The sequence below is a fragment of the Segniliparus rugosus ATCC BAA-974 genome, assembly GCF_000185725.2.
Taxonomy (GTDB): Bacteria; Actinomycetota; Actinomycetes; order Mycobacteriales; family Mycobacteriaceae; genus Segniliparus; species Segniliparus rugosus.
The window spans coordinates 84,926-110,793 of sequence record NZ_KI391954.1; the positions used below are offsets into that span (position 1 = coordinate 84,926).

The 25,868-nt window shown below is 66.6% G+C and carries 23 protein-coding genes; 7 read left to right on the forward strand and 16 right to left on the reverse strand.

Going from position 1 to position 25,868, the window contains the following annotated elements; genetic code table 11:
* The first annotated feature begins 113 nt into the window (after positions 1-113).
* Positions 114-1,799, forward strand: coding sequence for an AIPR family protein (locus HMPREF9336_RS10365; protein WP_007466753.1), 1,686 nt, complete (start codon positions 114-116; stop codon positions 1,797-1,799).
* Between the two features lie 989 nt (positions 1,800-2,788).
* On the opposite strand, the gene HMPREF9336_RS10370 is transcribed toward HMPREF9336_RS10365, so the two are convergent.
* The 7 genes from HMPREF9336_RS10370 to HMPREF9336_RS10400 form a co-directional block, all read right to left on the reverse strand.
* Positions 2,789-3,091, reverse strand: coding sequence for a hypothetical protein (locus HMPREF9336_RS10370; RefSeq protein ID WP_007466756.1), 303 nt, complete (start codon positions 3,089-3,091; stop codon positions 2,789-2,791).
* A gap of 15 nt (positions 3,092-3,106) precedes the next feature.
* Positions 3,107-4,573, reverse strand: coding sequence for a TFIIB-type zinc ribbon-containing protein (locus HMPREF9336_RS10375; protein WP_021030485.1), 1,467 nt, complete (start codon positions 4,571-4,573; stop codon positions 3,107-3,109).
* Positions 4,574-4,579: 6 nt separating this feature from the next.
* Positions 4,580-5,833 carry an SHOCT domain-containing protein gene (locus tag HMPREF9336_RS10380; RefSeq protein WP_007466760.1) on the reverse strand — a complete coding sequence of 418 codons (1,254 nt, stop codon included), beginning with the start codon at positions 5,831-5,833 and terminating at the stop codon, positions 4,580-4,582.
* 340 nt (positions 5,834-6,173) lie between these two features.
* Positions 6,174-6,458, reverse strand: a complete 285-nt coding sequence (locus HMPREF9336_RS10385; RefSeq protein ID WP_007466761.1) for a WXG100 family type VII secretion target — start codon at positions 6,456-6,458, stop codon at positions 6,174-6,176.
* Positions 6,459-6,513: 55 nt separating this feature from the next.
* On the reverse strand, positions 6,514-6,822 hold the full coding sequence (locus HMPREF9336_RS10390; RefSeq protein WP_007466763.1) for a WXG100 family type VII secretion target: 309 nt from the start codon (positions 6,820-6,822) through the stop codon (positions 6,514-6,516).
* Positions 6,823-7,107: 285 nt separating this feature from the next.
* Entirely contained in the window at positions 7,108-8,184 is a 1,077-nt protein-coding gene (locus HMPREF9336_RS10395) for a hypothetical protein (protein WP_021030486.1), read from the reverse strand.
* 230 nt (positions 8,185-8,414) lie between these two features.
* Entirely contained in the window at positions 8,415-9,803 is a 1,389-nt protein-coding gene (locus tag HMPREF9336_RS10400) for a DEAD/DEAH box helicase (RefSeq protein ID WP_021030487.1), read from the reverse strand.
* 336 nt (positions 9,804-10,139) lie between these two features.
* Between HMPREF9336_RS10400 and HMPREF9336_RS10405 the strand changes: the two genes are divergently transcribed.
* From HMPREF9336_RS10405 to HMPREF9336_RS10425, 5 genes are all read left to right on the forward strand, one after another.
* Positions 10,140-11,702 carry an amino acid permease gene (locus HMPREF9336_RS10405; RefSeq protein ID WP_021030488.1) on the forward strand — a complete coding sequence of 521 codons (1,563 nt, stop codon included), beginning with the start codon at positions 10,140-10,142 and terminating at the stop codon, positions 11,700-11,702.
* A gap of 71 nt (positions 11,703-11,773) precedes the next feature.
* Entirely contained in the window at positions 11,774-12,631 is an 858-nt protein-coding gene (locus tag HMPREF9336_RS10410; RefSeq protein ID WP_007466770.1) for an urea amidolyase associated protein UAAP1, read from the forward strand.
* Positions 12,628-13,287: an urea amidolyase associated protein UAAP2 gene (locus HMPREF9336_RS10415; protein ID WP_007466772.1), complete on the forward strand. Its 660-nt coding sequence runs from the start codon at positions 12,628-12,630 to the stop codon at positions 13,285-13,287. Before HMPREF9336_RS10410 ends, HMPREF9336_RS10415 begins: the two co-directional genes overlap by 4 nt.
* 59 nt (positions 13,288-13,346) lie before the next feature.
* Positions 13,347-15,344, forward strand: coding sequence for a 5-oxoprolinase/urea amidolyase family protein (locus tag HMPREF9336_RS10420; RefSeq protein WP_040585769.1), 1,998 nt, complete (start codon positions 13,347-13,349; stop codon positions 15,342-15,344).
* Between the two features lie 44 nt (positions 15,345-15,388).
* Positions 15,389-16,051 (forward strand): TetR/AcrR family transcriptional regulator, encoded by a 663-nt coding sequence (locus HMPREF9336_RS10425; protein WP_040585771.1) that lies wholly within the window; start codon positions 15,389-15,391, stop codon positions 16,049-16,051.
* Positions 16,052-16,061: 10 nt separating this feature from the next.
* Here HMPREF9336_RS10425 and HMPREF9336_RS10430 read toward each other — a convergent pair whose 3' ends face one another.
* The 7 genes from HMPREF9336_RS10430 to HMPREF9336_RS10460 form a co-directional block, all read right to left on the reverse strand.
* Complete coding sequence (locus HMPREF9336_RS10430) at positions 16,062-17,291, reverse strand: MFS transporter (protein ID WP_007466778.1); 1,230 nt, start codon at positions 17,289-17,291, stop codon at positions 16,062-16,064.
* 85 nt (positions 17,292-17,376) lie between these two features.
* The gene (locus HMPREF9336_RS10435) at positions 17,377-17,943 is read right to left on the reverse strand and encodes a hypothetical protein (RefSeq protein ID WP_169727316.1); all 567 of its coding nucleotides are present in this window, start codon (positions 17,941-17,943) and stop codon (positions 17,377-17,379) included.
* 100 nt (positions 17,944-18,043) lie between these two features.
* Positions 18,044-19,624 (reverse strand): FAD-dependent monooxygenase, encoded by a 1,581-nt coding sequence (locus tag HMPREF9336_RS10440; protein ID WP_021030490.1) that lies wholly within the window; start codon positions 19,622-19,624, stop codon positions 18,044-18,046.
* A gap of 69 nt (positions 19,625-19,693) precedes the next feature.
* Positions 19,694-20,350 (reverse strand): histidine phosphatase family protein, encoded by a 657-nt coding sequence (locus HMPREF9336_RS10445; protein ID WP_021030491.1) that lies wholly within the window; start codon positions 20,348-20,350, stop codon positions 19,694-19,696.
* Between the two features lie 21 nt (positions 20,351-20,371).
* Entirely contained in the window at positions 20,372-20,614 is a 243-nt protein-coding gene (locus tag HMPREF9336_RS10450) for an acyl carrier protein (RefSeq protein WP_007466785.1), read from the reverse strand.
* Positions 20,611-21,645, reverse strand: a complete 1,035-nt coding sequence (locus HMPREF9336_RS10455; RefSeq protein WP_007466787.1) for a beta-ketoacyl-ACP synthase III — start codon at positions 21,643-21,645, stop codon at positions 20,611-20,613. The genes HMPREF9336_RS10450 and HMPREF9336_RS10455 overlap by 4 nt, the downstream gene beginning before the upstream one ends.
* 2 nt (positions 21,646-21,647) lie before the next feature.
* Positions 21,648-22,709: an AvrD family protein gene (locus HMPREF9336_RS10460; protein WP_169727317.1), complete on the reverse strand. Its 1,062-nt coding sequence runs from the start codon at positions 22,707-22,709 to the stop codon at positions 21,648-21,650.
* Between the two features lie 900 nt (positions 22,710-23,609).
* Here HMPREF9336_RS10460 and HMPREF9336_RS10465 point away from each other — a divergent pair.
* Positions 23,610-24,038: a transcriptional regulator gene (locus HMPREF9336_RS10465; RefSeq protein ID WP_007466791.1), complete on the forward strand. Its 429-nt coding sequence runs from the start codon at positions 23,610-23,612 to the stop codon at positions 24,036-24,038.
* 5 nt (positions 24,039-24,043) lie between these two features.
* Here the strand turns inward: HMPREF9336_RS10465 and HMPREF9336_RS10470 are convergent, their stop codons facing one another.
* Entirely contained in the window at positions 24,044-25,204 is a 1,161-nt protein-coding gene (locus HMPREF9336_RS10470; protein ID WP_007466792.1) for a hypothetical protein, read from the reverse strand.
* Positions 25,191-25,703, reverse strand: coding sequence for an ImmA/IrrE family metallo-endopeptidase (locus HMPREF9336_RS10475; protein WP_007466793.1), 513 nt, complete (start codon positions 25,701-25,703; stop codon positions 25,191-25,193). The genes HMPREF9336_RS10470 and HMPREF9336_RS10475 overlap by 14 nt, the downstream gene beginning before the upstream one ends.
* Positions 25,704-25,868: the final 165 nt, after the last annotated feature.

Below are 25,868 nucleotides of genomic sequence, written 5' to 3' on the forward strand. Positions count from 1 at the left end.
TACAGTGTCGATTTTCGACTGGCGTATCGAGAATCGTCAGTTGGGGAAGTCCAGTCTAATTTCAGTAAACTTCCATATCAGTAATTCATATTAGTAGAAAAGCGAGGTCATTCGTGGGTGATTTGCACGTGACACGGATCAAGCGGCGTCTGCAAGACACCACATATCCGCACATCGATGTCTCGGACTTAGCAGCGCACAGTGAGAAAAACGTCGAGCAAGCACGGCTCAGTCGTGCGCTCGCAGCGTTCGTTTTGACAAAAATTGCAGGTATGAGCGATGAAGACGCGGCACGTTCTGTGACTGACGGCCCCGGCGACAACGGCATCGATGCCATCGCGTTCGTGGAGTCAGACACGCCGATCCTCTTCGTAGTGCAGTCGAAATGGTCTGACAAAGGCGATAAAGGCGCAGCTCTCGACGACATGATCAAGTTTCAGAAGGGGTTGGAGGATCTGCTCTCCATGAGATGGACACGATTCAACGACAAGATAAGAGACCGGAGGTCTGAACTAGACGACCTCCTGATGACGAGGGCGGATCTGCGGGTCGAAGTCATCTATGCATCGATGGGCACACCAGAAATTGCCGAGGCAGTGCGCGGGCACATGGACGACTACTTTGCCGACCTCAACGACCCGACCGAGGTCGCGATGTTCACCTACGCGAATCAGGGGTACATCTATAGATTATTGATCGAAGAGACCGGTTATAGCCAGATCGATCTCAGGGTGGAGCTCTCCGACTGGGGTCGGCTAGAAGGCCCTCACGATGCGGTGTACGGGCACGTGAGCGGTGCTGAGATCGCGGGGTGGCTACGCGATCATGGTGATCCACTTCTATCTCGTAATGTGCGTGTGTTCCTTCGAAAATCCGAGGTCAATAACTCTGTCCTAGAAACAGTCGCCGAGAGTCCGGAGAGCTTTTGGTATTTCAACAACGGGGTCACAGCGCTCTGTGAATCTATAGGAAAGACGCCTGCTGGCGGCCTCGAACGTCGACAGGGCACGTTTGAGTTCAAGGGCATCAGCATTGTCAACGGAGCCCAGACTGTCGGAACCTTGGCCAGCGCCCTGCGGCAGGGAAAGCGAGCGGAGTTGGATTCCGTGCGTGTTATGGTGCGGTTCATCTCGCTGGAATCTGCCCCCGAGGACTTCGGGGAGCGTGTTACCCGGGCTACCAACACCCAGAACGTGATTGGTGGCCGAGATTTTGTCGGTCTTGACCCCGAGCAGACACGTCTACGTCAGGATTTCTCCTTTGACAACCTCATTTACACGATCCGCAGCGGCGAGGAGCATCCTGCTCCGGAAGCAGGGTGCGAATTTACCGAGGCGGCGGTGGCACTCGCATGTGCACATTCCGCCGCGCTAGCGACACAGTCAAAACGCGAAGTCAGCCGACTGTGGGATGACACTTCAAGGTCGCCCTACAAGGTTCTCTTCAACGCTGGGACCAGTCACCTTCGTGTGTGGCGTCTGGTCCAGATACTGCGCGCGATCGACAACGAGCTGGATAATTTACGAAACGATCTCGACAATCGCTCTAAAGCGTATGCCGTACACGGCAACCGCCTCATTTCCCACGTGATCTTCAACCGGTTGGACATGGGGATGATTGATGACGATACCGCAGACTGGAGCTCGGTTGTGCAGCAAGCCCAAGAGATGGCTCTGCCAGTACTTGAAGCCATGAAGGAAATCGGTGAGGCCAGGTATGGGGGATATACAGCGAGCTTGTTCAAGAACGCCACCAAGACCGGCGAGCTAGCTTCGCTCACTATCAAGGCGCTCAGCTAGTCGTATTGGCCCGAGAGGTTAGGTGCGGCTCGCGGGCGGAGAACCTCCGCCGGGTGTGTACCTTGGTCCACGAGCATCGGCTCGGGACGCGGGCGGGGCTCGCCGACTGGTCTGCGACCCCGGCGCAACGGCGGCCGAGGACGATCTGAGAACGCGCTTCGCCGAATCTCTCCGTTGGCCCCTCCGCAGCCGAAGAATGACGGAAGCTCACAGCTCCGCACGGGGCGGACCGCGCTCCGCGAATCAGTGCCGCGCCTCTCTGATGACGAGTTTTGTCGTATTTCCCACATTCGGAGCGAAAGCTCGTTTTCGGGGGTGTGGAAGCGGCCGGGGAGACCTCTCGCGAGCGATGAGTCGCGAGATCGGCAGGTCGCGCATAAGGTTCGGCGTTTTCCCAGCTAGGACCGTGTCACACGTTCCCAAAACGCCATGATCACGTTCCCGTCACACGTTTCGCGTGCGTCCCGACCAGGCTCGGAGGAATTTCAGGCCAGTCCCCGGGGCCGGGGACTGGACCGTTTCGTGGATCGAAATCGGCGGCCAGTCGGGCGATGCCCAATTCTAGTGGATGGAGCAAGGGTTTCCTAAACCCTGTGTCGATCTGAAAACCCGAAGGCCCGTCCGATGTCGGACGGGCCTTCGAGTCGGGGTCTGTTTTCAGTTGTGGGCGGCTTTGAGCCCCGTATCTCTTTTTGGATGGTGTCGGCGGCCTGCTCGGTCAGTCCTCGTTTTCGTGCGGCGGTCGCGGTCATGGTGTGCTTTCCGCTGTCACGGCGACAGCGTTGCAGGTTTTGCCGCTCAACGCTCAGTTCGGGAATGATTTCGGCGTTCCCAGTTCAGGGCGGGCCGCTCGTTCGATGATTCCCATGATCGCGTTCCGCTCCCGTTTTCCACGTATGCTGTGATCCGGGCCTGGCGATTTCGATCCAGTCCCGTAGGGCCGGGTCGGGCCGTCTTGTGGATTGAAAGGCGGGTTGGCGCGCGGCGCGTTATCCGCGCACTTGGCGCTCGTTCCTGCCGGACATCTGCGAGTTCGAGGAGCCCGTCACGTGGTCCACGTGACGGTCGCCGCTTTGCAGGTTGGCGACTTCGGAGGCGGTCTCTGTTTCGTGGTGGTGGCGCTTGTCGGTGTTGCGGTAGCGCATGTACATGAACATGAAGAAGCCCGGCCCGCCGAGCAGGCACAGCAGGCCGTACCACTTGCTGTGGTCGGACGAGGAGCTGGACGAGCCCGATTGGGCCAGGACGATGTCGGCGATAGCCGACAGGTGGCTCAGAGCCATGGAACTCATGCTTGCCTTCTTTTCTCAGAACATCAGGTACGACGCGAGCGCGCCGAAGGCGGAGAAGACTTCGACCACGCCGGAGACGACCCACAGCCGCCACATGTTGAGCGGCACCGAGCCCATTGTCTCGCCGGTGCGCCCGTTGACCGCGATGTAGTGCAGGAGCTCGTTCCCGTTGCTCTTGCGCTCGTAGTAGCTGTAGAGCCAGACGGGCAGATAGGCGGAGATCCAGCGCTCGCCGCGCACGTCGATGTTCTGCTGGTCCCAGCGCACGCCCCGGTCGTAGTGGCCGAGCGTCTCCGCGGCGCGGAAACGCCCGATGTCCTGCGCTTGCAGGCGCGCCTGGTCGAACATGGAGTCGATGTCGAGATCGCGACGCTGCGAGGTGAACCCGGAAAGGTAGTTCGGGTCGTAGCGCACGGCGTTCTTGGTGTCGAACGGCATGATCGAGTTGATGATGTTGTTGGTGTTGCGGTCGGTGTGGAAGTCGCGCTTGTCGGCGGCGGACTCGATGGTGAGGTCGTCGATGTAGAGGTCGAATTTGCGCGAGACCTGGAAGACATCGTAGTCGTAGCGCGTCTCGGACCGTTCGTTGTCCCCGTTGCCGACGCGGACCGAGTACGAGCGGGTGGTGTGCTCGCCGTAGCCGGAGAATTCGAGTTCGGCGTTGAAGTCGACGATGAGATAGGGCAGATAGACTCCGACGACGTTCTCGGGGGAGAACTCGGAGATGAACTTCCGGTTCGCGAAGAACTTCCGGCTGCCGGCGAACTCGGAGATCCGCCGGATCGCCTCGTCTCGGGGGAGCGAGAAGGGCAGCACGACGTCGGGCACGGCGCCGTTCTGGATCTGCTGGTTGACGGAGAGCTTGTTGCGGCACCAGTGGCAGCGCGCTTGCACGGCGTGGCCGGTGTCGATGGACACTTCCGCGCCGCAGCCGTTGCATTTGAAGCTCACGACCTGGTCGACGCCGGGCACGACATTGCCCGCCCCCGAGCCGACCTGGCGGCCGCGCAGCTCGCTGATGGGCGAGTCGAGCTTGAACGCTTCGACCGCGTTCTGCCCGTTCCACGAGAAACGGCAGAACCGGCACACGAGGTTGCTGCTCTTAATGTCGAGGCTGATGTCGGTGGAGCCGCAACGCGGGCATTTGTTGAGCCCGTCGCCGCGCTCAGAGCCCGTCTGGATGACTTGCGGCCCGTCGTGGCTCTCGTAGGTCACTTGCGGGGCTTCGCCGGGGGCGTACCCTGCGGTGCTCTCCGCCGCGCGAGTGTTGCGCACGTCGTCCCATGTGGCTCCTTGGAACGACTCTGCGGGCGTCTCCTGGACGGCCTGAGCAGGCGGGATGAATCCCGCCCCTCCGCCAGGCGGCGGTGGGGGGCCGCCTGCGGCGGACGGGCCGTCTTGCGTCGGGTAGCCCTGCTGCGGAGGGGGGTAGCCGCCCGGCGGGAGAGGGTTCGCGCCGGGCGAGGTGTGCGGTCCTGTCATCGCTGATTAGAGCCCGAGCGCCCTGGCCTTGGCGGCTTCGTAGTCTTCCTGCGTGATCAGGCCCTGGTCGAGCATGTTCTTGTACTGCGCGAGTTTGGCCACGGGATCCTCGCTCGCAGGCGCTTGCTGCTGCGGCTGCGGGGGGTAGCCCTGCTGCTGGGGCGGGTAGCCCTGCTGCTGGGGCGGGTAGCCCTGCTGCGGCGGCACCTGCTGGTACGGCGTGGGCCCGGCGGGTTGCTGCAGGCCGCCCATCGGTCCGGAGACCGCGTTCAAGCCCATGCCCATCATCGCGATGCCCGGCGTGCCTCCGCCGGATTCGCCCGCCGCTTGGAAGCCGCGCGCGACCGACTGCTGCAGGAAGGAATTGCCCCGCGTGCCGCTGAGGGCGTCTGCCTTTTTGACGTCGGAGAGCAGCTGCCGGGTGTCCTCGTCGTACTCGATCGACGCGATGGCCACGTTGACGATGGTGATGCCCCGGCCGCTCGTCCAGCGGTAGGCGTTCTCGACCGCGGCCGAGAGCGACTGGGCGAAGCCGATGGAGTCGCCCTGGATGCGGGCCATCCGGTTGCCCTTGCTCGGGTCGTTCGTGTAGTGCGAGAACGCCGGCGCGAGCGACGAGACGACTTCGCTGAACAGCTGCGTGGCGGCGTCGTTCTCGAAGTCCGTGAAGTCGAAGACCGCGCCGCCCGGCTGCAGGTACGTGAGGGGGACGAACTGCGTGGCGAAGAGGATCGGGTCGACGATGCGCATCGTGTAGGTGCCTCGGGTGATCGCGCCGACCTGGGCCCCGAGATAGGCGTCGTCCCAGTAGATCTCGGACTGCGTGCCGAAGCGGTTGTTCGGAAGCTCGCGCAGGTTGACGTAGAACACGAGCTGCTGGCTGCCGGGCTGCCCGCCGAACTTGAAACGCTCCCACGACTGCTTGACGAGCGAGCTGACGATGCCGTCGCCCGCGAAAATCGACTGGGAGTTGGGGTCGTCAGAACGCCACTCGTAGCCGCCAGGCTGGGCGATGAAGCCCGTGATCCTGCCGTCCTGGAAGGTGAGCAGGCCGGTGCCCTCTGGGACGACGAGCTTCGAGCCGTTGCTGATGATGTTCGACGACCCGTGGGTGTTGGATCCCCGGCCGGCGTTCTGGCCGATGGGAACGCCGGGGAAGATCGCCGCAGTCGGGGCGACTTGCGGCGGGGCGACGAAATCTTTCCACTGGTCGGCCAAGGTCCCGCCGATCGCGCCGGAGAACGCCTGAATGAATCCCACTATCCTGCTCCTTGCCTTTCGGGCGACCCGAGGACGGTCCCCATAGCGCTCAGTATATGGGGCGACGAGCGGCGAGCCAACGGCCCTCTCGTCAAGCGTGTCTTGCAAGGCCCGAGCTTGTGGGCTCGGCTCGATGGCCGTGCTCCTTGGTTTGCTCGGCCGCGCGTTCCCGCTCGCCCCATCGATCTGCCGGTGTTCGCGGGTACGGCGCTCTGGCCTGCGGGCGGCGCAGCCTCGATGGCGGTCGCGATCCTGGACGAGGTGCGCGCGAGCTGCGCGAGGAGCTGTCTGGCGCTGGCCCTCCTCTTCTTTGGCGAGGGGGCCAGCGCCAGACAGCAGGTCAGAAGGAGTTCGCGATCTCGTTGTCGAGATCGCGCATGTCGCTGTTGGCCTGCGACGCGGCGGCCTGCAGTTTGTCGAGGGCCGCCTTCTCGTTCTGCGCCTTCGTGTCCCAACTGCTCTGCGTGTTGGCCCAGCTCTCCGCGCCGGCGCCTTCCCAGGCTCCTTGCAGCTGGCTGACGTCGGAGCTGATCTGGTCGAGGATGCCCTCAAGCTCTTGGGAGAGCTGTTTGACCGCTTCGAGATGCTGTTCGTTCTGCTCGTAGTTGTACCTGAGATCGCTCATGGTTTTCTCCTCCTTTTGGAATTGGCTCGCGGGATGCGTTTGCGGACCGGCTGGGTCACCAGTTGAGCTGGGCCTGTTTGAGGCCGGTGGTGTTCTCGGACTCTTTTTGGGCGAATTTCACGCCCGCGGTCTGCAGTTTCTCCTGGATCTCGGTCAGCGCCTGCACGGTCTGCGCCGAGGCGTCTTGCCATTGGTCGGCCGCTTGGCGGAAGGCGTCGCCCGCAGAGCCCTCCCAGCTGCTCTCCGTCGCCTCCACCTCCGACTGCAGCCGGCTTTTGACGGACTCGTATTGAGCCACGTGCTCGGCGAACGACGCGGCGGCCGACTCGAGGGCTCCGCTCTGGACCCCAAGGGAATTCGTCATGGTGGTTGCCCTTCTGCTCGCGGTCGCGCGGCTCGTGGCGCAAGGCGCACGACCGATGTTGTTCCGAACGGGCAGAGGCGGACAAGCGCCGACTTCCGTCGGCTCTTGTCGAGTGTTTCGGGGATGCGCCCTGCCCGAGGATCACGCTAGGGCTCCGTCGGGCGTGCGCCAAGGAGAAGAACCGCATTGGAACTATTCGGCCAGATCAGGGACGGAACGCAACAAAATGAAACGCTCGCCGAGCGGGCGGAAAGGGCCTTCCGCTCCGGCGGGGCCGCGCGGATTTCAGCTGGCGGCGGAGCCTGCGGCCACCGACATGAGGAGCGTGAAAGCGAGGTAGCAGAGGGCCGCGAGGAACGCGATCGGATTCGGAGGCGGCAGCAGGAACAACGCGCCCAACGAGGCGTCCGCGACCAATAGCGCGCCCAAACCGGACGCGGCGGCGCGCAATTCCCAGCCGGGCTCCGCGCGCGCTGAAAGGAGGGCGAACGCGAGCATGGCGATGTCCGTGGACAGCAGCAGCGCGTACACGAACACGCCGTTCGCGGGGAGGTCGGTGCGGCTTTCCACCACGAACGAGACCAGCGCGGCGGCTGCCACAGCGGCGACCAGCGCCCATGCCGAGACGTATTTCTGGCGAAAGCGCCGTGACGGCTCCGAGCCGAGCCCGTGCAGGGCGAAGAGCGGGAAAAGCAGGAAGATGTAATCGCGGATCGAAGGCGAGAGGGGGATGGCCACGATATCGTCCGAGATCAGTCCCTGCGCCCGCCAGAGCGTCCAGCCGGCCATGCCCAGCCCGAGCGCGAGCGCACGTCGGTCCCTGCGTTTGGCGAAGACGGCGAGCCAGGCGAGGGCGGCCACGCCGCCGAAGACGGACAGCGCGATGTCGGTGGCCATCTTGTCGGTTCGCGGGTCCCTCGGGGCGAAGAAACTCAGCGTCGCGACGAAGGAGACGAACACGCAGATCGCGAAGCCCATGCCGAGTGCGGGGAATGTGTCGTCTCGGACGCGCGGCCGACCGGGCTCCTCGGCTGCCTCGGACGCGGCGTTGGCGGGGGCGGTCGCCTGGTGCTCGGCTTCCATGGCTTGCATCCACAGCTGCCGGGCGCGGCTCACATCGCCGTCCAGGCGAAGCACGATGGCCTCGACGACGTCCCAACGCGGGATCGATTCGCAGCTCAACGCTCTGCCCACCGTCGTATGGCCCCATTCCGTGGTGTGCGAGATGGTCCGAAGACTGGGTTGGCCCTTGCGCAGCCGCAGCGTGCGCAGTTCTTCCCGTAACGAGTCCAGCGCGCTCCCCGGCTCTGTCGCGGCCCCGCGCTGCCTCGGTTCCGCAGGTCCGTCTTTGCGCTGGGTCACACAGGGAACATATCTCGCGATCTCGCGATATGCAATACCGTCTAGTTCCGGCCCGTGCGGTCGGCGGCGGCGATGCCGGTTCATCGGCTTGGGCGGAACTGCGCCCTTGCGTCAGAAGAGGTTATATCGGACGCGGCGACGTGGCGCGGCCGGCGAGGAGTCGGCCTGGTTGCCGATTCGGGCAGATGGCGCCCGAAGCTCCGCCGGCCTCGGGCTGCCTGGTCCCCGGCTCAGCGGCCGCCGCGAGGGCGGCGCGGAGCGGAAGAGCGTTCCCGCGCCGCGACTGGCTGCCCGTCCCGGTGCGCGGAGGGCGCGCCTTGCCGACGGGCGTGCCCTCGGGCCGAGCGGTCTGCCCCATGCGCCGCGCCGTCCTGAGGGCGGCGGCGGTTGCGGTGGCCCTGCGCGCGCGGCGGGGTCGGCGGGACCTGCACGGCGGCTGCGACGAGCGGGACTCCGGAGGGCTCGCGCGCGCCGCTGACGCGGACAAGCTCGTGGTCGCCGGGACGGACGGCGACGCCGACGACCTTGACGCCCGCCGCGCGGGCCATGGCCTCCGCGTCGCGCCGCTCGGCGGGGGCGACCAGGGTGATGACGATGCCGGATTCCCCAGCCCGCGCGGTGCGTCCGGCGCGGTGCAGGTAGTCCTTCGGGTCGGCGGGCGGGTCCACGTGCACGACCAGGTCGACCCCGTCGACGTGGACGCCGCGCGCCGCGACGTTCGTGGCGACTAAGACCGAGACGTCTCCGGTCTTGAAGGCTTCGAGGGTGCGGGTGCGGTTGTTCTGCGCCTTGCCGCCGTGGATCGCAGCGGCGCTCACGCCCACCGAGCGGAGCTGTTTGGTGAGCCGGTCCGCGCCGTGCTTGGTGCGGACGAACATGATGGTGCGCCCGTGGCGCGCCCCGATCTCGGCGACGACGCGCTTTTTGTCGTCCGGGGCGACGAAGAGCATGTGGTGCTCCATTGTCGAGACGCTGGCCGCGGCGGGGGCGGTGGAGCAGGTGACCGGATCCTTGAGGTAGCGGCGCACGAGCTTGTCCACCTGGCCGTCGAGCGTCGCGGAGAACAGCAGGCGCTGGCCGTTCTTCGGAGTCTGGTCGAGCAGCTTGATGACCTGCGGCAGAAAGCCCATGTCGGCCATTTGGTCGGCCTCGTCCAACGCGGTGATCGACACTTCGTCGAGGAAGACGGTCCGCTGCCCGATGTGGTCGGCGAGTCGGCCGGGGGTGGCGACGAGCACGTCGACACCGCGCGCGAGCTCGTCGGCCTGGCGCGAGAGGCTCAGCCCGCCGACGACGCTGGCGACGCGCAGATTGACCGAGGCGGCCAGCGGGGCGAACGCGGCGGCGACTTGGGCGGCGAGCTCGCGGGTCGGCACGAGGACGAGGCCTCGGGGCCGACGGGGCTTGCTCGCGGCTCCGGCGAGGCCAGCGAGCATCGGCAGGCCGAAGGTCAGCGTCTTGCCGGAGCCGGTCGGCCCTCGGCCGAGCACGTCCTGGCCCGCGAGGGCGGGGGGCAGCGCCGAGGCTTGGATGGGGAAGGGGGTGGTGACGCCAGCTCGCGCCAGCGCGGCGACGAGCGTCTGGGGCAGGCCAAGGCTTGCGAAAGTGGGATCGGACATGCGGCAACTGCTTTCAAAAAAAGTCGTACGTGTTCCGGCGCGAAGATCGAGAACGTCGGCGTTCGGCGCCGTCCGTTGTGAGTTCGGCGTGGATCTCGCATCGGCCCGAAAAGATATTCGCGCACGATCCCCGCTGCTAGTCGCCCGGTCTGGATACACGTCACTGTACCACGTCTGGGGCGGGGGCGGCGTGACCAATGTTTCTGTCATTCGACAGAAACATTGGTCACGGGGATTTTTCGTCGCGCAACGAGATCGGCACATTCGGGAAATCCGAGCGCAAACCCGTCGCCGGATCCTGTTTCTGTCGGTTGATAGAAAAAGATTGGAGCGGAGATGGCGCTTGTGATGGGCGACGCGGCGGCGCGGGTCGCCGACGCGGATGACCTCAAGGCGCTCGGCTACCAGCCGCAGCTGCACCGCAGCCTCGGGAGGTTCGCTTCGTTCGCCGCGGGGTTCTCCTTCGTCTCGATCCTCACGACGATCTTCCAGCTGTTCGGCTTCGGGTTCGGCTTCGCGGGGCCCGCGTTCTTCTGGGCCTGGCCCGTCGTGTTCCTCGGCCAGTACATGGTGGCGCTCAACTTCGCCGAGCTCGCCGCCCGCTATCCGATCTCCGGGGCGGTCTTCCACTGGTCGCGCAGGCTGGGCGGCGCGGTGGTCGGCTGGTTCGCGGGCTGGTTCATGATCGTCGCGCAGATCGTGACCGCCTCGGCCGCCGCCATCGCCTTGCAGGTGGTGCTGCCCTCGATCTGGCGGGGATTCCAGATCGTCGGCTCGGACTCCTCGCTCACCAGCGTGAGCGGGGCTTCCAACGCCGTGCTGCTCGGCTCGCTGCTCCTGGTGGCGACCACGGCGATCAACGCGGTCGGGGTTTCGTGGATGTCCGCGATCAACTCCATCGGGGTCAGCTGCGAGATCGTCGGAGTCGTCGCGGTGGTGGGCATGTTGCTCAGCCGCGCCGAGCGGGGCCCGCAGGTGGTGCTGAGCACCGGGACGGTCCCGCACGCGGGGTATGTCGGCGCGTTCATCGTCTCCGGGCTGATGGCCGCGTACGTCATGGTGGGGTTCGGCTCGGCGAGCGAGCTGGCGGAGGAGACGCGCAATCCGCGCCGGGTGGCTCCGCGCACCATCCGTTCGGCGATCGTCGTCTCGGCGGTCGGCGGCGGGCTGATGATCCTCGCCGCGCTGATGGCCGCCCCCAGCCTTGTCGACGGCAGGCTCGCCTCGGCCGGGCTGCCGTACGTGCTGGACCGCAAGCTCGGCTCTCCGTTCGGGAAGCTCTTGCTCGTGGACGTCGCCATCGCGGTTTTCGTCTGCACGTTGGCGATCCAGACCTCCGCGTCGCGGCTGATCTTCTCCATGGCGCGGGACGGGAAGCTCCCCGCCTCGCGGATCTTGAGCGGCGTGAACCCCCGGACCGGGACTCCGATCGTCCCCTCGGTCGTGGTCGGCTGCTGCTGCGTGCTGGTGCTGGCGGTCAATTTCGGCAACGCGGCGCTGTTCACCAGCGTCTGCAGCGTCTGTATCGCCCTGATCTACCTCGCGTACCTGTTCGTCACCGCGCCGCTGCTGCTGGGTCGGCTGGGCTGGCGGGGGAGGCGATGGGACTCGAACGCCGGGCTGTGCGACGGGGACGGCGCGCCGCTGTTCTCCCTCGGCCGGTGGGGCCTGCCGGTGAACGTGCTGGCCGTCCTTTACGGGGCGCTGATGGTGGTGAACCTCGCGTGGCCGAGGGCCGAGGTTTTCGACCCGACGGGGGAGCAGCCGCTCTTGCGCTGGATCGCTCCGGCCGCGATCGGGCTGGTGCTGGCGGCAGGGGCGGTCCTCTACCCGAGAACAGGGCGGCGGGGCGCGGCGGCTCCCGCGTCGCAGACGGCGGCCGCCGCGCCGGCGGAATAGCGCGTCGCGGCGCGCGGCGGAGAGAACGCACGAGAACAGAGGTTCACGACAAAAGATGAAGGAGACGGCGGATGGGCGCCACTGACACCACGAAGAGCGCGCGGTCGCACGCGCGGGCCCAAGCCGGGCAGGTCGCAGAGGCGATGCCGATGATCCCGGCGAGCGAGAGCCCGTGGACCCCGGACGGGGTCGAGCCCAGGTCGATGACCTGGGCGGAGACCGTGCCCGGCGGCGGATACACCGCGAAAGTCCTCGCGCGGGGCACGCGGCTGCGGCTGGTCGATCTGACCGGCAGGGGCTGCGCGAGCGTCTTGCTTTACCGGGCGGACGCGCCGTGGGAGCGGCTCAACGCGGCGGACACGCTCAAAGTGCCCTGGCAGGCGTATCTCGGACTGGGGCATCCGTTGCTCTCCGACCAGGGACGGCTGTTGGCCACGGTCGTGGCGGACTCGTCGGGGCGGCACGACGCGTTCTGCGGCGTCTCCACCCTGGCTGGGAACAAGGCGAAATACGGCGCGGGCGAAGCCTGGTCGGCGAGCCCGGCGGGCCGGGAGCTGCTGCTCGTCGCGGCGGCCAAGCAGGGGCTTGAGCCTCGCGATGTCGCGCCTTGCGTCTCGTTCTTCCACGGGGTCGCCGTGGAAGAGGACGGCTCGCTGCGCAGCACGGGCACGGCGGGGCCGGGAGCCTGCGTCGACCTGCTCCTGCACTTGCCGGTGATCGTGCTGCTGGCCACCGCCGCCCATCCGCTCGACCCGTCGCCGGAGCATCGGCCCGGCCCGGTCCGGGCGCTGGCCTGGGACGCGTGGGAGGAGCTGAACACGGCATGGAACGAGGAGCCGGAGTACCTCCGCGCCGTTGAGAACACCGAAGACGCGTGGACCGCCGCGCATCCGCGCGAGCCGCGCCCGACCGAGAGGACCCGAGCATGACTGTCACCGCTTTCTCCAGCCAGGCTGTCGCCGACCAAACCGCCGCCGGGGGCGGCGAGGTCGTGCTCGACGAGACCGTGCCGGCCCGAGCCCCGTGGAGCGCCGTCGTCGCGGCGGGCGACGTGCTCACCATCGTGGATCTGTGCGGCAACCAGGCTGTGGACACGTTGCTCTACGGGGCGCGCGACCACGCGGTCCGCTACAACGCCCAAGTCACGGTGGCCAGCCAAGGCGGCCTCTTCCTCACCGCTGGCAGTGTGTTGCGGGCGGACGACGGCCAAGCGCTGATGACGATCGTGCTCGACGAGGTCGGCGGGCACGACACCATCGGCGGAGCCTGCTCCCGCGAGTCCAACACGCTGCGCTACGGGCACCACACCAAGCATCAGCACGCCTGCGTGGAGAACTTCCTGCGCGAGGGTGCTCGGCACGGGCTCGGCAAGCGGGATCTCGTGCCGAACATCAACTTCTATATGAACGTCCCGGTGGACCAAGACGGCGTGCTCGGCATCGTGGACGGGCGCTCCGCGCCGGGGAAGCGGGTCTCGCTGCGCGCGGAGCAGGACGTTTTAGTGCTGGTCTCGAACTGCCCGCAGATCAACAACCCCTGCAACGGGTTCGACCCGACGCCGGTCCGGATGGTGGTGACCCGATGACCGCCGCGCTCGTCACGACTGAGGCCCGGCAGGCGGTCCGAACGGTCGCGCCGACCACCATGGCTGTGCGCCAGCCTGGCATGCTGACTGCGGTGCAGGACTGGCCGGGACGGGTCGGGCATTGGCAGGTCGGCGTGCCGCCGAGCGGCCCAATGGACGACCTCTCGTTCCGCCTCGGCAACCGGGTGCTCGGCAACCCGGAAGGCGCGCCCGGCCTGGAATCGGTCGCTTCGGGCCCCAGCGTGGTGTTCTCCGCTGCGACGGTGGTGTGCGTGACCGGCGCGCCCGCCGAGGTGACCGTGGACGGGCGGGCGGCGCGGCAGTGGGAGGCGGTGCGCGTGCCTGCGGGAGCGGTGCTTTCCATCGGCCGCGCCACCGGGCCGGGCCTGCGGGTCTACTTGCTCGTCGCGGGCGGGCTGGACGTGCCCGTGTTCCTCGGCAGCGCCGCGACGTTCACGCTCGGGCGCTTCGGCGGGCATCACGGACGGTTCCTCGCGGTGGGCGACGAGTTGCGGGTCGGCCCGCCGCCCTCGGCCGAGGGGCAGGTTCTGCCGGACGGGCTGGTCCCCGCGATGACCAGCTCCTGGGATCTGGCGGTGACCGAAGGGCCGCACGGAGCGCCGGAGTTCTTCACCCGCGCCGACATGGAGCAGCTGTTCGCGACCCGCTACGAGGTGCATTTCAACTCCGACCGCACCGGGGTGCGGCTGATCGGCCCGAAGCCGAGGTGGGCGCGCGTGGACGGCGGCGAGGCGGGGCTGCACCCGTCGAACATCCACGACACGCCCTACATGGTGGGCGCGCTGGACTTCACCGGGGACACGCCGATCCTGCTCGGGCCGGACGGGCCGAGCCTTGGCGGCTTCGTCTGCCCGGTGACCGTCGCCGCCGCAGACCGGTGGAAGCTCGGCCAGCTCAAGGCGGGGGACACGGTGCGCTTCGTGCCGGTCCGGGCCAGGCAGGTCGCCTCGCCGCGTTCGCTCGGCCCGACGCGCCGAGGCAATTGGTCGGCGGTGTTCTCCGCGCGGGGCGACGGGGACGACGGGGTGCTGGCCCGCCGCGCGGGGCAGGGCGGGAGCCCCGAGGTCACCTACCGGCGCAGCGGCGAGCGCGCGGTGCTGGTCGAGTACGGGCCGATGCTGCTGGATTTGGCGTTGCGCGCGCGGGTCCACGCCCTGCACCAGCGGCTGCTGTCGGCCGGGCCGCCCGGGCTGGTCGAGCTCGTTCCCGGCATCAGGTCGTTGCAGATCCAGGTGGACCCGGAAGAGCTTCCCGTGCCGACGTTGCTGGCGCGGCTCGCCGAGCTGGAGGACGACCTTGCCGATTCGGGCGGCATGGTGCTGCCGAGCCGGACGGTGTCGCTGCCGCTGTCCTGGGACGATCCCTCCGCGCGGGAGGCGATGGAGCGCTACCGGCACGGTGTCCGCGCCGAAGCCCCGTGGTTGCCGTGGAATATCGAGTTCATCCGGCGGATCAACGGGCTCGGGTCGGTCGAGGACGTGCGCGAGACCCTGTTCGAAGCCTCGTACCTGGTGCTCGGGCTCGGCGACGTGTACTTGGGCGCGCCGGTCGCCACCCCGACCGATCCGCGCCACCGCTTGGTGACCACCAAGTACAACCCGGCCCGCACCTGGACCCCGGAGAATGCCGTCGGCATCGGCGGTGCGTACCTCTGCGTCTACGGCATGGAGGGGCCTGGCGGCTATCAGCTGGTGGGGCGGACCGTCCAGATGTGGAACCACCGGCATCCCGAGCCGGCCGGGCAGTTCGAGCCGGAGGCTCCGTGGCTGTTGCGGTTCTTCGACCGGATCAGCTGGTACCCGGTCTCCGCCGAGGAGCTGGCGGATCTGCGCGCGGACCTCGCGGCGGGCCGGGGCGACGGCGGCGTGCGGATCGCCGATGGCCGTTTCTCGCTCGCCGAGCACCAGCGGTTCCTGGACGAGCACGCGGAGTCCATCGCGGCGTTCCAGCTCCGACAGCGCGCCGCGTTCGCCGAGGAGCGCGAGGCGTGGTCGGCAGCGGGGGAGTTCGCCAGGGACGGGCAGGCGCGAGCCTGATCCCCGACCGCGCCCGCGACGACAGGCGCTCTACGCTGATGCGCATGGGCACCACCGGCAGGCCGAGGTTGGCCGCGTCGCTCCGACACGGCGACACCGCTCGCGACGAGATCTTGGACGCGGCGGCGGAGCTGTTCACGACGGAGGGCTACGCCAGCGTGTCGACCCGGAAGATCGCCGAGTCCGCAGGATTCCGCCAGGCTTCGCTGTATCATTATTTCGGCTCGAAAGAGGATATTTTGACGGCCTTGCTCGGCCAGACCGTCGATGTCGCGCTGGCGTTGGCGGAGCGGCTGAAGGACGGCAGGGAGTCGGCTGCGGTCCGGTTGTACGCGTTGGCGCTCAGCGACAGCGAGCAATTGATCACCAGCAGATGGAACCTCGGCGCGCTCTACCTCCTGCCCGAGGTCCGCGCCGAACGGTTCGTCGCGTTCCAGGAGAAACGGACCGCGCTGCGCGGCTGCTACGAACAGCTCGCCAGCGCGGTGGCCGCCGAGCACGGAGCCCCGACGGGCATGCGCCGGCTTCCGTTCCGGCTCGTGGAGTCGGTGATCATCGAGAGGGCCGAGTTCGCGGGCGCGCCCGGCTCGGGGGCCTCGCCGGAGCTGATCGCGGAGGCGGCGTTGCGCATGCTGGGCTGCGCGGACGGGCTCGAGGCGATCCGAGGGCAGGCGTTGGCGTTGCTCGACGCGCCGCCGCGGGGGTGAGCCCCGGCCCTTACGGGCTCTCGCTCTTCGCCTTCTCGCGAACGGTGAGCACCAAGGCGAACCCGAGCACCATCAGAACGCCAACGTACACCACAAGGCCTTCCCAATGGTGGGAGGCGAACACCCTGCTGCCGATCAAACCTGTGACCGCGCTCCCGCCGTAGAACGAAGCCATGTAGAGCGTGGCCGCCTGCGCCCTGCCTTTGTCGACGAGCTTCGCGATCAAACCGGTCAAGCACGTGTGTCCGGCGAACCCGCCGCCTGTGATGAGGATCGTCCCGAGGACGATGGCCCCCACGGCGGGCGGGAACAGCAGCAGGACCCCGGCGAACATCACGGCGACGGCGACAAGGAGAGTGCGCCGGACTCCGGCTTTCGCCACCATCGATCCGGCCAGCCGCGACGAGAACACGCCGACCAGGTTCACGAAGAAGAAGGCGGCGTACACCTTCGGCGACATGTCGAACGGCGGCGACTCCATATGGAACGGCAGGCTGTTGTACACCGACACGTACGCCCCCATGAGGCAGAAGACGAGCAAGAACACGACGATCAGCCGAGGGTCGGCGAGGTGCGAGAGGAACATCCTGGCCTCTTTGGCGTACGACACCGCGCTCGGCACGAAGGACCGCGAGTGCGGGAGCAGGGCGATGGAGAGCGCGGCGCAGACGATCATGAGCGCCGTCATCGCGCCGAGCGCCCACCGCCACGAGCCCGTCTCCGCGGCGACCCACGTGGGCAGCACTCGGCCCACCAGCCCGCTGGCCGCCCCGCCCGCCACGTACACGCCGGTAGCAGGCATGATCGCGTTGGAGTCGAACTCTTCGCTCACGTACGCCATGGCGACTGCGGGGATGCCCGCGAGCAGGAAGCCCTGCAACCCTTCCAGGACCAAAAGCTCGGTGAACGTGCCGCAGAACGGCATGAACGCGCCGACCAGCACCGCGAGCACCGCCGAGACCAGCATCATGTTCCGCCTGCCCCTGCGCTCGGACAACAGGCTGGCGGGGATCATCCCGACCGCCAGGCCGCTGGTCGTGACGAGGACCGTGAGCTGGCTGTCCCCGGCGCTGACCCCGAGCCCCTCCGCGATCTGCGGCAGGACCCCTTGGGTGCAGTACAGCTCGGCGAACGGGACTGCGGAGATGAAGAACAGGCCGATTGTGGCCAGGCGGAACTCACGGGTCTTCGTTTGGATTTTCATTTCGTCGGAACTGCGTTCCGGCGTGACTACGGACATGGTCCCACTCCTTTCGCTTTCGTTTGCCCGCTGGCAGCGGCAGGGCGCCTCGCAGGACAGCGCGAGCCGGCGCGCCGGAAGCCGTTTACACCGGGTGCAGCTCGGTCATGATGTTGGACTGGATCCGGAAGCCGTGCGGCCCGCCTGGGATGAGCGTCCAGATCTGGCTGTCCGAATACGTGTAGTGCTCGCCGGTCTTCGCGTCGTCGGCGTTCCAGATGATGGTCACGTGGACGACGGGGCGCTCGGCGGACCCGCTGACCTCAAGGGAGACGACGTCGTAGCTCTGGTTGATGTGGTGCTCGACGTCCGCGTCGCGCAGCCGCTGGAAGCCCGCCCGGTCGCAAGCGGTGTGCCTGCTCGGGTCGTTCGGGTTGAAGAAGGAGATGACCGGCTTGTCCGTGGAGTAGAAGGTGAGCATCTCGTCCAGCGGCTCGGCGTTGCGCAGCGCGAGGAACCAGTCGCGCACGAAATCGCGGATTTCGGGCGTGAGGAGTTCGGGATTCGGCTCGGAGTCCTCCGGGAACTCGACGGGGCACGTGGCGGCGTCGGCCTTCGGGGCGAGACGGGCCGGGGTCGGCGACGGCGGGGAGCCTCCGTCGAGGAACAGCGAGAAAACGCCGATGGCAAACGCGGATGCAATGGATCTCATCATTGTTGTGGGGGAGCCTTTCAGGATTGCTGTGCTTGACATGGGTGGGGCACGGATGGTTCGTCGCCGCGCTCGACGGCAGCTAAGGCGCAGGTTTCGGTCAACGCGAGCCCGCGATCACGAGCGGTTCTTGGGGGATCGGCAGGGCGCGCGCCACGGCCTCGGAGTCTGCGCCGGGGCGGCCGTCGTATTGCAGAGGCAAAACGGCGTGCACATGGCCGTCCGGGCGGGCCACCAATGCCACCGGCTGCTTGCCGAGCTTGGACTCGAGCTCTCCTAGCGGGCGGCCCGCAAGGTCGACAACGTGCGCCTGAGCCTCGGACAGCCTCGGGGCGAGATCGTCGACCAGCTTCTTCCACGTCGCGAAGTGGTACGCCTCGCCCGGCCACAGCAACACCGTGAACTTGTCGATGGAGAGCGTCGGCTCGACCTGCGTCTGCCGCCACCCCAAGGGCAGCCGTTCCCCCTCGGTCCAGGCGCGCTTGTCGGGCTTGGGCCCGTAGTGCGTGTCCAGCTGCGTGAGCTTCGGGGCGAAATGCTTGGTCAGCAGTCCCGTCGCGGTCAGCGCGCGGTAGACGGTGTCGCGCGCGAAGATTTCAGCCGGTTTCGAGTACAAGCTCACTTTGGCCATTTTCATGGTCGTCCTCGTGACCTCTTCCACCGAGGAGCGGCGCTCTTGGTCATAGGAGTCCAGGATGTCCGGGGAGAAACGCCCCCGGATGACCCCGGCCAATTTCCAGCCGAGGTTCACCGCGTCTTGGATCCCGACGTTCATCGCCTGCGCCCCGGAGGGGCTCATCGCGTGCGCGGCGTCGCCGATCAGGAACGCCCGGCCCTTCCGGTACACATCGGCGCCGCGCACGCTGGCGTGGAAGACTCCGGCGAACCGCATTGCGCCGAGCCGCCTGTGCCCTGGGACGCGCTCGCTCAAAAGCCGCTCGAAGAATTCTCGGTCGGGGCTGTCTTTCTCCTCGTCGAACCAGTCCGGAACGCTCGCCGCGACCCGGAAGACCCCGTCGCCGAGCGGCGATATGGCCATGCTCCCCGACTTCGTCAGGAAGTACGCCGCCTCGCACGTCGTCGTCTCGCCGAGCACTTCCGCGTCGGTGATCGCGAGCTGCTTGGGCATCACGAACCCTTCGAAGCCCACCCCGATGGCTTCGCGCACGGCGCTCCCGTATCCGTCGGCCCCGACGACCCAGTCGAACGTGGAGGGCAGCGAGGCGGCTTCCGAACCGCGCAGCTCCACCTCGAACCCGGACTCGGTCTCCTTGCCCGAGACGAATTCCAGGTCGTAGTGGACCTTGCCGCCGAGGCGGTTGAAATTCTCCTCGAGGAGCTGCTCTGTCCGCCATTGCGGGATCGTGATCCCGAACGGGTAGGCGACTCCCCGCAGCCCGGTGAACTTGATGATCCCGATTCGTTTCCGGTTCGAGTAGTAATTCATCTGGTTGACGTAGTGCCCGTGCTGGACCATCGACTCCGCCGCGCCGATCCTGTCGAGCAGTTCGAGGATCCTCGGCCAGAGGACGACCGCCCTCGAATGCGGGCTCTCGCGCTTGAGCTTCGAGATCACCCAGACGTCTTGGATTCCTTGCCGCAGCAGCTCGGACCCTAAGACCAAGCCGCTCGGCCCGGCCCCGACGACCAGCACTCTCGATTGCGATCCGTTATCGGGCATCAGCGCCCACCTCCGTCAATGTTGCAGTCATAACCGGATATCCGATGCTCCGGACGGCTCTTGTCATTCTCATTTCACGAGCGCCTGAAGTGCTCTGCCGCTTGGCGACGGCCATGCTCTCTCGCATTCGTCCAGAGCCACGTCGAAGTGGCAGACGCCCAACGACATCCCTCCGCTCTCCGCTTCCTCGGCGAAGAGCGAGAACGCTCGGCCATTGCCGAGCAGCATGCCGGGGCGCTGCGCGGGCAGGAGCTGCCGGACGGCCACGTCGAGGAGCCCGCCATGCGCCACGATGAGCACGAGGCGGTCCTGATCGCCCGATCCGGCCGCTCGGAACACGCGGTCGAGCCCGGCGAGGAATCTCGCGAACACCGCTCTGCGCGTCTCGCCGCCCTCGGGGGCGTAGTCCATGTCCGTCAACAGCTTCTGGACGCCCTCGGGATGCTCTTGCGCGTACTGGGCCCTGGGGCGCCCGTCGAGCTCGCCGAGGTCCCGCTCGCGGAATTCGGCGATTTCCTCGACGGGCGCGCCCAGTTTCGTCGCGATGATGCGCGCGGTCTGCGCGGCGCGGACCAAGTCCGAGGAGAACACCTTCGCCCAGCGGCCGGGGGTCAGCGTGGCGGCGGCCGCCTCGGCCTGCTGGACTCCCGTGTCGTTGAGCGGGATGTCCACCCGGCTCCCTTGGAACTTGCCGAGCCGGTTATTCTCCGTCTCGCCATGGCGCATCAGCACAGCTCGCAAGGCTCGTCACGCCACTTTCTCTTCGAGGGAGGCCACCACTGACGAGGCTCCCTCGATGGTCATGTCCTCGGTGAGCAGGCCTTCGGGGATGGAGACGCAGAAACGCCCTTCGAGCATGACGAGCAGCTCGAGGATGGTCAACGAGTCGATGCCGAGGTCTTCGAAGACGGAGTCCGGGAAAACCTCGTCGTCCGCGAAGCCGTATTTCGTGGTCAAGGTGTCGATGATGAATGCTGCGATTTTGTTCATTTTCCATGCTCCTCAGTTGGTTGGTCGTACATTTCCGGCATTTTCAATTCGGGCCACACGAGCGTCGCCGAAGCCCAGGTGGCTCCGCCTCCGAAGGCCGTGAGCAGCACACGGTCCCCCGTGTTCAGCAGGCCGTCGCACATGCTCTCCACCAAGGCGAGCGGGATGGAGGCGGACGATGTGTTCCCGACGTTCTGGATGTTGATCACGGCGCGCTCCTTGGGGATTTCGAGGAGTTCCGCCACCGCCTCGTTGATCCGCTTGTTCGCCTGGTGCCCGACGAAGGTGTCGATATCCGCCGTCGACCAGCCGGTTTTCTTGAGCGCGGCCTGGGACGACTCGACCATTCGACGGACCGCGTGCGGGAAGACGGTCTTGCCCTGCATGCGGAACGACAGGTCGTCGGCGGTGAGCGCTCTTTTGTGGGCGCGGTGCTCGGAGCCGATCCCGCGCACCGTGATCATGTCCGCCAGGCTGCCGTCGCTGCCGCCGTCCCAAGCAAGCACCGCGCCGGGATCGGTCCGCTCGCCGGCCCGGAGGACCACAGCGCCGGAGCCGTCGCCGAAGATGACCGCGTTGCGGTCGTCGTCGAGGAAAAGGCTCGGGGTTTCCGAGGCGATCACCAGAACGGAGTCCGCGACGCCGCCCATGATGACGCCGACGCCCGTTTGCAGCGCGTACATGAACCCCGAGCAGACTGCGGCGACGTCCATCGCCGGAACGTCGACGAGCCCGATCTTGCTCGCGACCGTCGGGGCCGTCGCCGGGCAGATACGGTCGGGGCTGCTCGTCGCGACGACGACGAACCCGACAGTGTCCATGCCCGCATTCTTGAGCGCGCGGCGGCCGGACTCCGCGGCCAGATCGCTGGTCGAGACGCCCTCCTGGACGTAGTGCCGCTGTTCGATCCCGGTCCGGGTCCGGATCCACTCGTCGGAGCTGTCGATCCTTTGCGCCAACTCGTCGTTCGTCACCACTCTGGGCGGAGTGAAGGCTCCAAGGCCTGTGATCACTGCTGCGCGGTCTGCCATCCTCATTGCTCTTTCTGCTCGGTTGCGTTCTTTGCCTGCTCAATGTCCGAATGCCCGACCCTGTGGGCTATGGCCGATTCCAGCGTCACGCCGCCGACCGTCCCGATCACGTCTGTCGTGCTCCAGACGTCGCCGCCGAAGACCACCCGGTCCGGGTTGACCAAAGTGGCGTTCACCGGAACGCCGTCGCTCGTGTGGGGCCGGTGGGGGTGCTCGGCGGTCGCGGTTGTGCGACGCATCCACAGCGTGTCGCTGTTCTCCCTGCGGATCCCGTCGAAGTCGTACAGCACGGCCTGCGTGAGCTGCGACGCGGCCACCAGCAAATCCACCAGCGACGCTGACGGGCCGTACGCCGCCTCGAGCCCGAACGTGCTCGCGGCGGCCGCGCTCTCGGGATCGACCGGCAGAATATGCAGCGTCCCCCGCGCGGACGGCGCGGCGGGGTCGACGTGCACGTCCACGATCTCGTGCCGCCACGCCTTGAAGCCGTCGCCGTAGTACCGGTGCTCTGGCGGGCACAACGCTGTTGACCGGTCTTGGTACGACCATTGCCCCGACCTGGCGGGGGCGTGTGGGTGCGCCACCTCCAGACGCACGCGCATCGTGCCCATCCTGCAGCTGAAGACAGAGACCCGGAAGCCGTCGTCGAGCACGATCTCCGGAGCCGCCTTCCGCGTTGCCGTCGCCTGCAGGCTCTCCAGATCCTCTTGCGGCTTGGCCCCGGCGGCGATGTGCACTTTCCTGACCCAGCTTCGGGCGAGATCTTCGGAGTCGTAGCCCCAGCCGTGCGATCGGGCGAGGCAGAGCTCTGCGAGCTCAGCGCCAAGGATCAGCGCGTCGAGGGTGCTGAAATGGGGACGGCGCTCTTTGCCGTCTTTCTTCTTCGACCAGCTGCCCGGATACGAGAGCCCGATGGCCGCCTCGGCGTGGACCTGCCCGTCCTCGGCGCTCGTGACGCCCACGTCGTGCATCCCGTAGACCACACGGCGGTAGCCCGAGCCGAAGAACCTTTTCTCGCTCGGCCCGAGAATGTCGTCAATGGACGAGGTGATGGTTGGGAACATCTCACCGATCGCTTTCCAAATCATTGCGCCGTTCCAGCGCTGCTGTACGCCTCTTCGGCGGTTGCTCGCCATGTTCGAGTCTGGTCAAAAGTCTCTTTCCCCTTAGATACCCTGACGCTTTCAAGACTAATAAGAAAGATGCTGGACCGATGCTTTCCCAGGGGATATCCGTCAAGTCGATCCCCTGATCACAGAGGGTTTTTCACCACGTTTACTTGGCGGTCGAGAAACGGCCCTTCTGTTACGCGCGATCGTGCGCGATGTAACGAGCGCGAGCCTTGCGGGCCCGCTGGGGGCGAATATGGGCGCTGCCGAAGCGGTTCGGGGGCGCCGTCAAGGCGGCGGGCCGGTCGCGCAGCCGGAGCTGCGTCCAGCGCGCGGGCGCCCGCGTTCGGGGGCGTCCGGTCGCCTCGGACCGTTGGCGAGGGGTGTGGACGGTCATCCGATCAGCCTCTTTCCTTGCGTCCTGGGCGTTTTTTATTGAAAACGATCTGCTGGGCCGTGGTGCGCACGCAGGCCGGGGGTGCTGAAGTGCAGAGCGCTTCCTGGCGCGACACTGTTTTCTTGCATCAGTTTTCGTTTTCTGACAAAAACGATACTGACAAGCAGGGTGTGCGTCAAGGGTACGGAGGTGAGGATTGAAGATGTCTTAAAATTAGTATCTAACTGCGGTTTTTCTTAAATTTTAAGAAGGGTTCGCGCTGTGTTTTGCATCACTCGGCATGCCCGGTTTGCCTCGCCCCTTGGCGAAAGGGGCGGCGAGCGGTCCCTCGGAACGGAGGGCGAGCGTCCCCGTGATGTGTTTTCATATGCGAACAGTTGGGTTATACTTGTATTGCAAATATGTTTTCCAAGGATGGCCGGGCTGTGGTTCCAGTCTTGCCAATGAAATGAGGAGCGGTGGACGGAGGAGATTCGTTCGGGGGCCGGTTGAATCGGCTCTTCGCGGCGCAGCAGGGGAAGACGGGCGTCGAATTGTCGCTGTCGAAATTCATCGAGGACTTCAAAGAGCAGACCGGCATGGTGCTGAGCAAGGGCTATCTGTCCGATCTGCGCAACGGGCTGGCCCCTGAGCCACGGCTCGACCTCGTGCGGGCTTTCGCCCAGTACTTCGGCGTCGACCCGAACTATTTCCTCGTGCCCTCGGCCCAGCAGGCCGAGGAGATCGCCGCGCGGGGCGAGCTGGCGGGGGCGCTCCAGGCCGCGGGGGCCGCGGAGCTCGGTTTCCGCACGGCGGGTTTGAGCGCCGCTTCCCTCCGGCATATCGCGCAGATCATCGACAGCGTGCGCTCGCTGGAGGGGCTGCCGCCTGTTGGCGAAGATTCTTAGGACCGCTACTTGGCGTGGACAGCGTTGAGCGCGGGGCCGCATCGCTGGCCGAACGCCGCGCGCAACGCTGATTCGGTTTGCTCGACTGTGTGGAGCCGTTCGTCCGCGCGGAGAGCCGCGAAGCGGCGGGCCGCGGCCAGCAGGCGTTCGAGCTCGTCGCGGTAGGCGGCTCGAAAATCCAACGCCGGCGCGGCGACCGGATCGCTCGGCAGCAGCGCCGGTTTTGTTTTCGCGGCGCGCGACAACAGGACCTCGACATCGAGCAGCAGCACGATCGAGGCGAGGACCTGCGAATTGACCCGGTCGCGGGAGAGGAGGTCGGGCAGCCGCAAGGACGGTCGCGCGCCGACTGCGGGGAAGACGCGAACGCCCGCCGCGCACAGCGGCGCGAGCCTGCGATAACGGCCGACCCCGACAAGGAGGACTTGGATCGCCAGAATCGGGGCGATGTAAGCGATTCCGGCGACGTAGAGGACTCCGCCCGCGATGTGGGCGAGGAACGGCGGGAGCTCGAGCGAGACCGTGTTCATATCGGAGAGCGGGGGCAGGCCGAACACGAGTCTCATCGCGGCGAAACATCCGATCAAAGACGAGCCGAGCGCGACGAGGGTGAGCCCCAACCGAGCCGCGCTCGACCGCATTCGACGGATATGGGGGAGTATGACGCACACGACGAAGACCTTGGCGAGCAGCATGGAGAGCGCGTAGGTCGAAGAGTAGATTCTGCCGAGCTGCGATCCGGAGAGGTCGAGCATCGTTGCCGCGTCCCCTGGATCGGGGTACACCAGGGCGAAGCACACGACGAGGATCGCGCAGCCGAAGACAGCGAGGCCCACGGACACGCCGGTCTGCCGCCTGGTCAAGGCTCCGTCGCGCCAGTGCAGCACCATCAGGATGGTCGCCACGTTCCACAGGACGCCCATGATGTGGACGGCTAGCGAGGCGATGTGCTCGGCTGCCGTCAGGCCGTTGGCCTCGGCCACGTAGAACAAGGAGATCGTCAGATAGAACAGGAAGCCGAGGAGCAGCGATGCTTTCGCCCACTGGGACGAGGCGTGCCGTCGGCGCAGGAACGAGCCGACGAGGGCGATCCGCAGCCAGGCGATGAGGAAGAGCAGGGTCATGCTCAGATACCCGATCAGGTGCCAGTGATCAGAAACGGTCAATGAGATGCTCTTCTGCGAGTGTGTTCCAAATGCGTCGGGCCACCTCGGTCTCGGCGGGAACGGGGTGGCGCCATGATTCGGTTTGCAACATCCGGGTCATCTGGATCGCGAACGCTTCGGCTTCGGCCTCCCGCTCGTCCACGGGGTTGTGCCGGAGCATGAGGCGGCACTGTTCGACGGGCTGCCGGTCGCATCGAAGCGCCGAGACGCTTCGGTGGCCGAGCAAGATATGGCCGAGCTCGTGCTGGATGATATGGGATTGATGGGCTGGCGAGGCGGATTCGTCGAAGAGGATCGTGTGGGACTCCGGCAGCTCCAGCCATATCCCGAAGATCTCCGTCGCCCCGAAATCCGCGCGCCGCAGCCGCACCGGTTTGCTCAGGAGGTCCTGCGCCGCCGCGATGAGCGATTCGAGCGTGACGGCCGTGTCGCGCTCTCTGGCGAGCGTGAAGAGGGATCGGCAGGCTTCTTCGAGAGCCTGTTTGGTCGTCTTGTCCATGACGCTCCCCTACGACTACTACGCAACTGGTCGTGCCATTGGCGCGGTTTCTGGATGTCCGAGAGCTTTCAGTTTATTTCAGAACGAGCCACCGCGCGCGGAAAGAAAGATTCCCGCTGCGAAAATGTCAAATCCAGGGCCGTCGAATGCAGGGCGGCCAGGCGG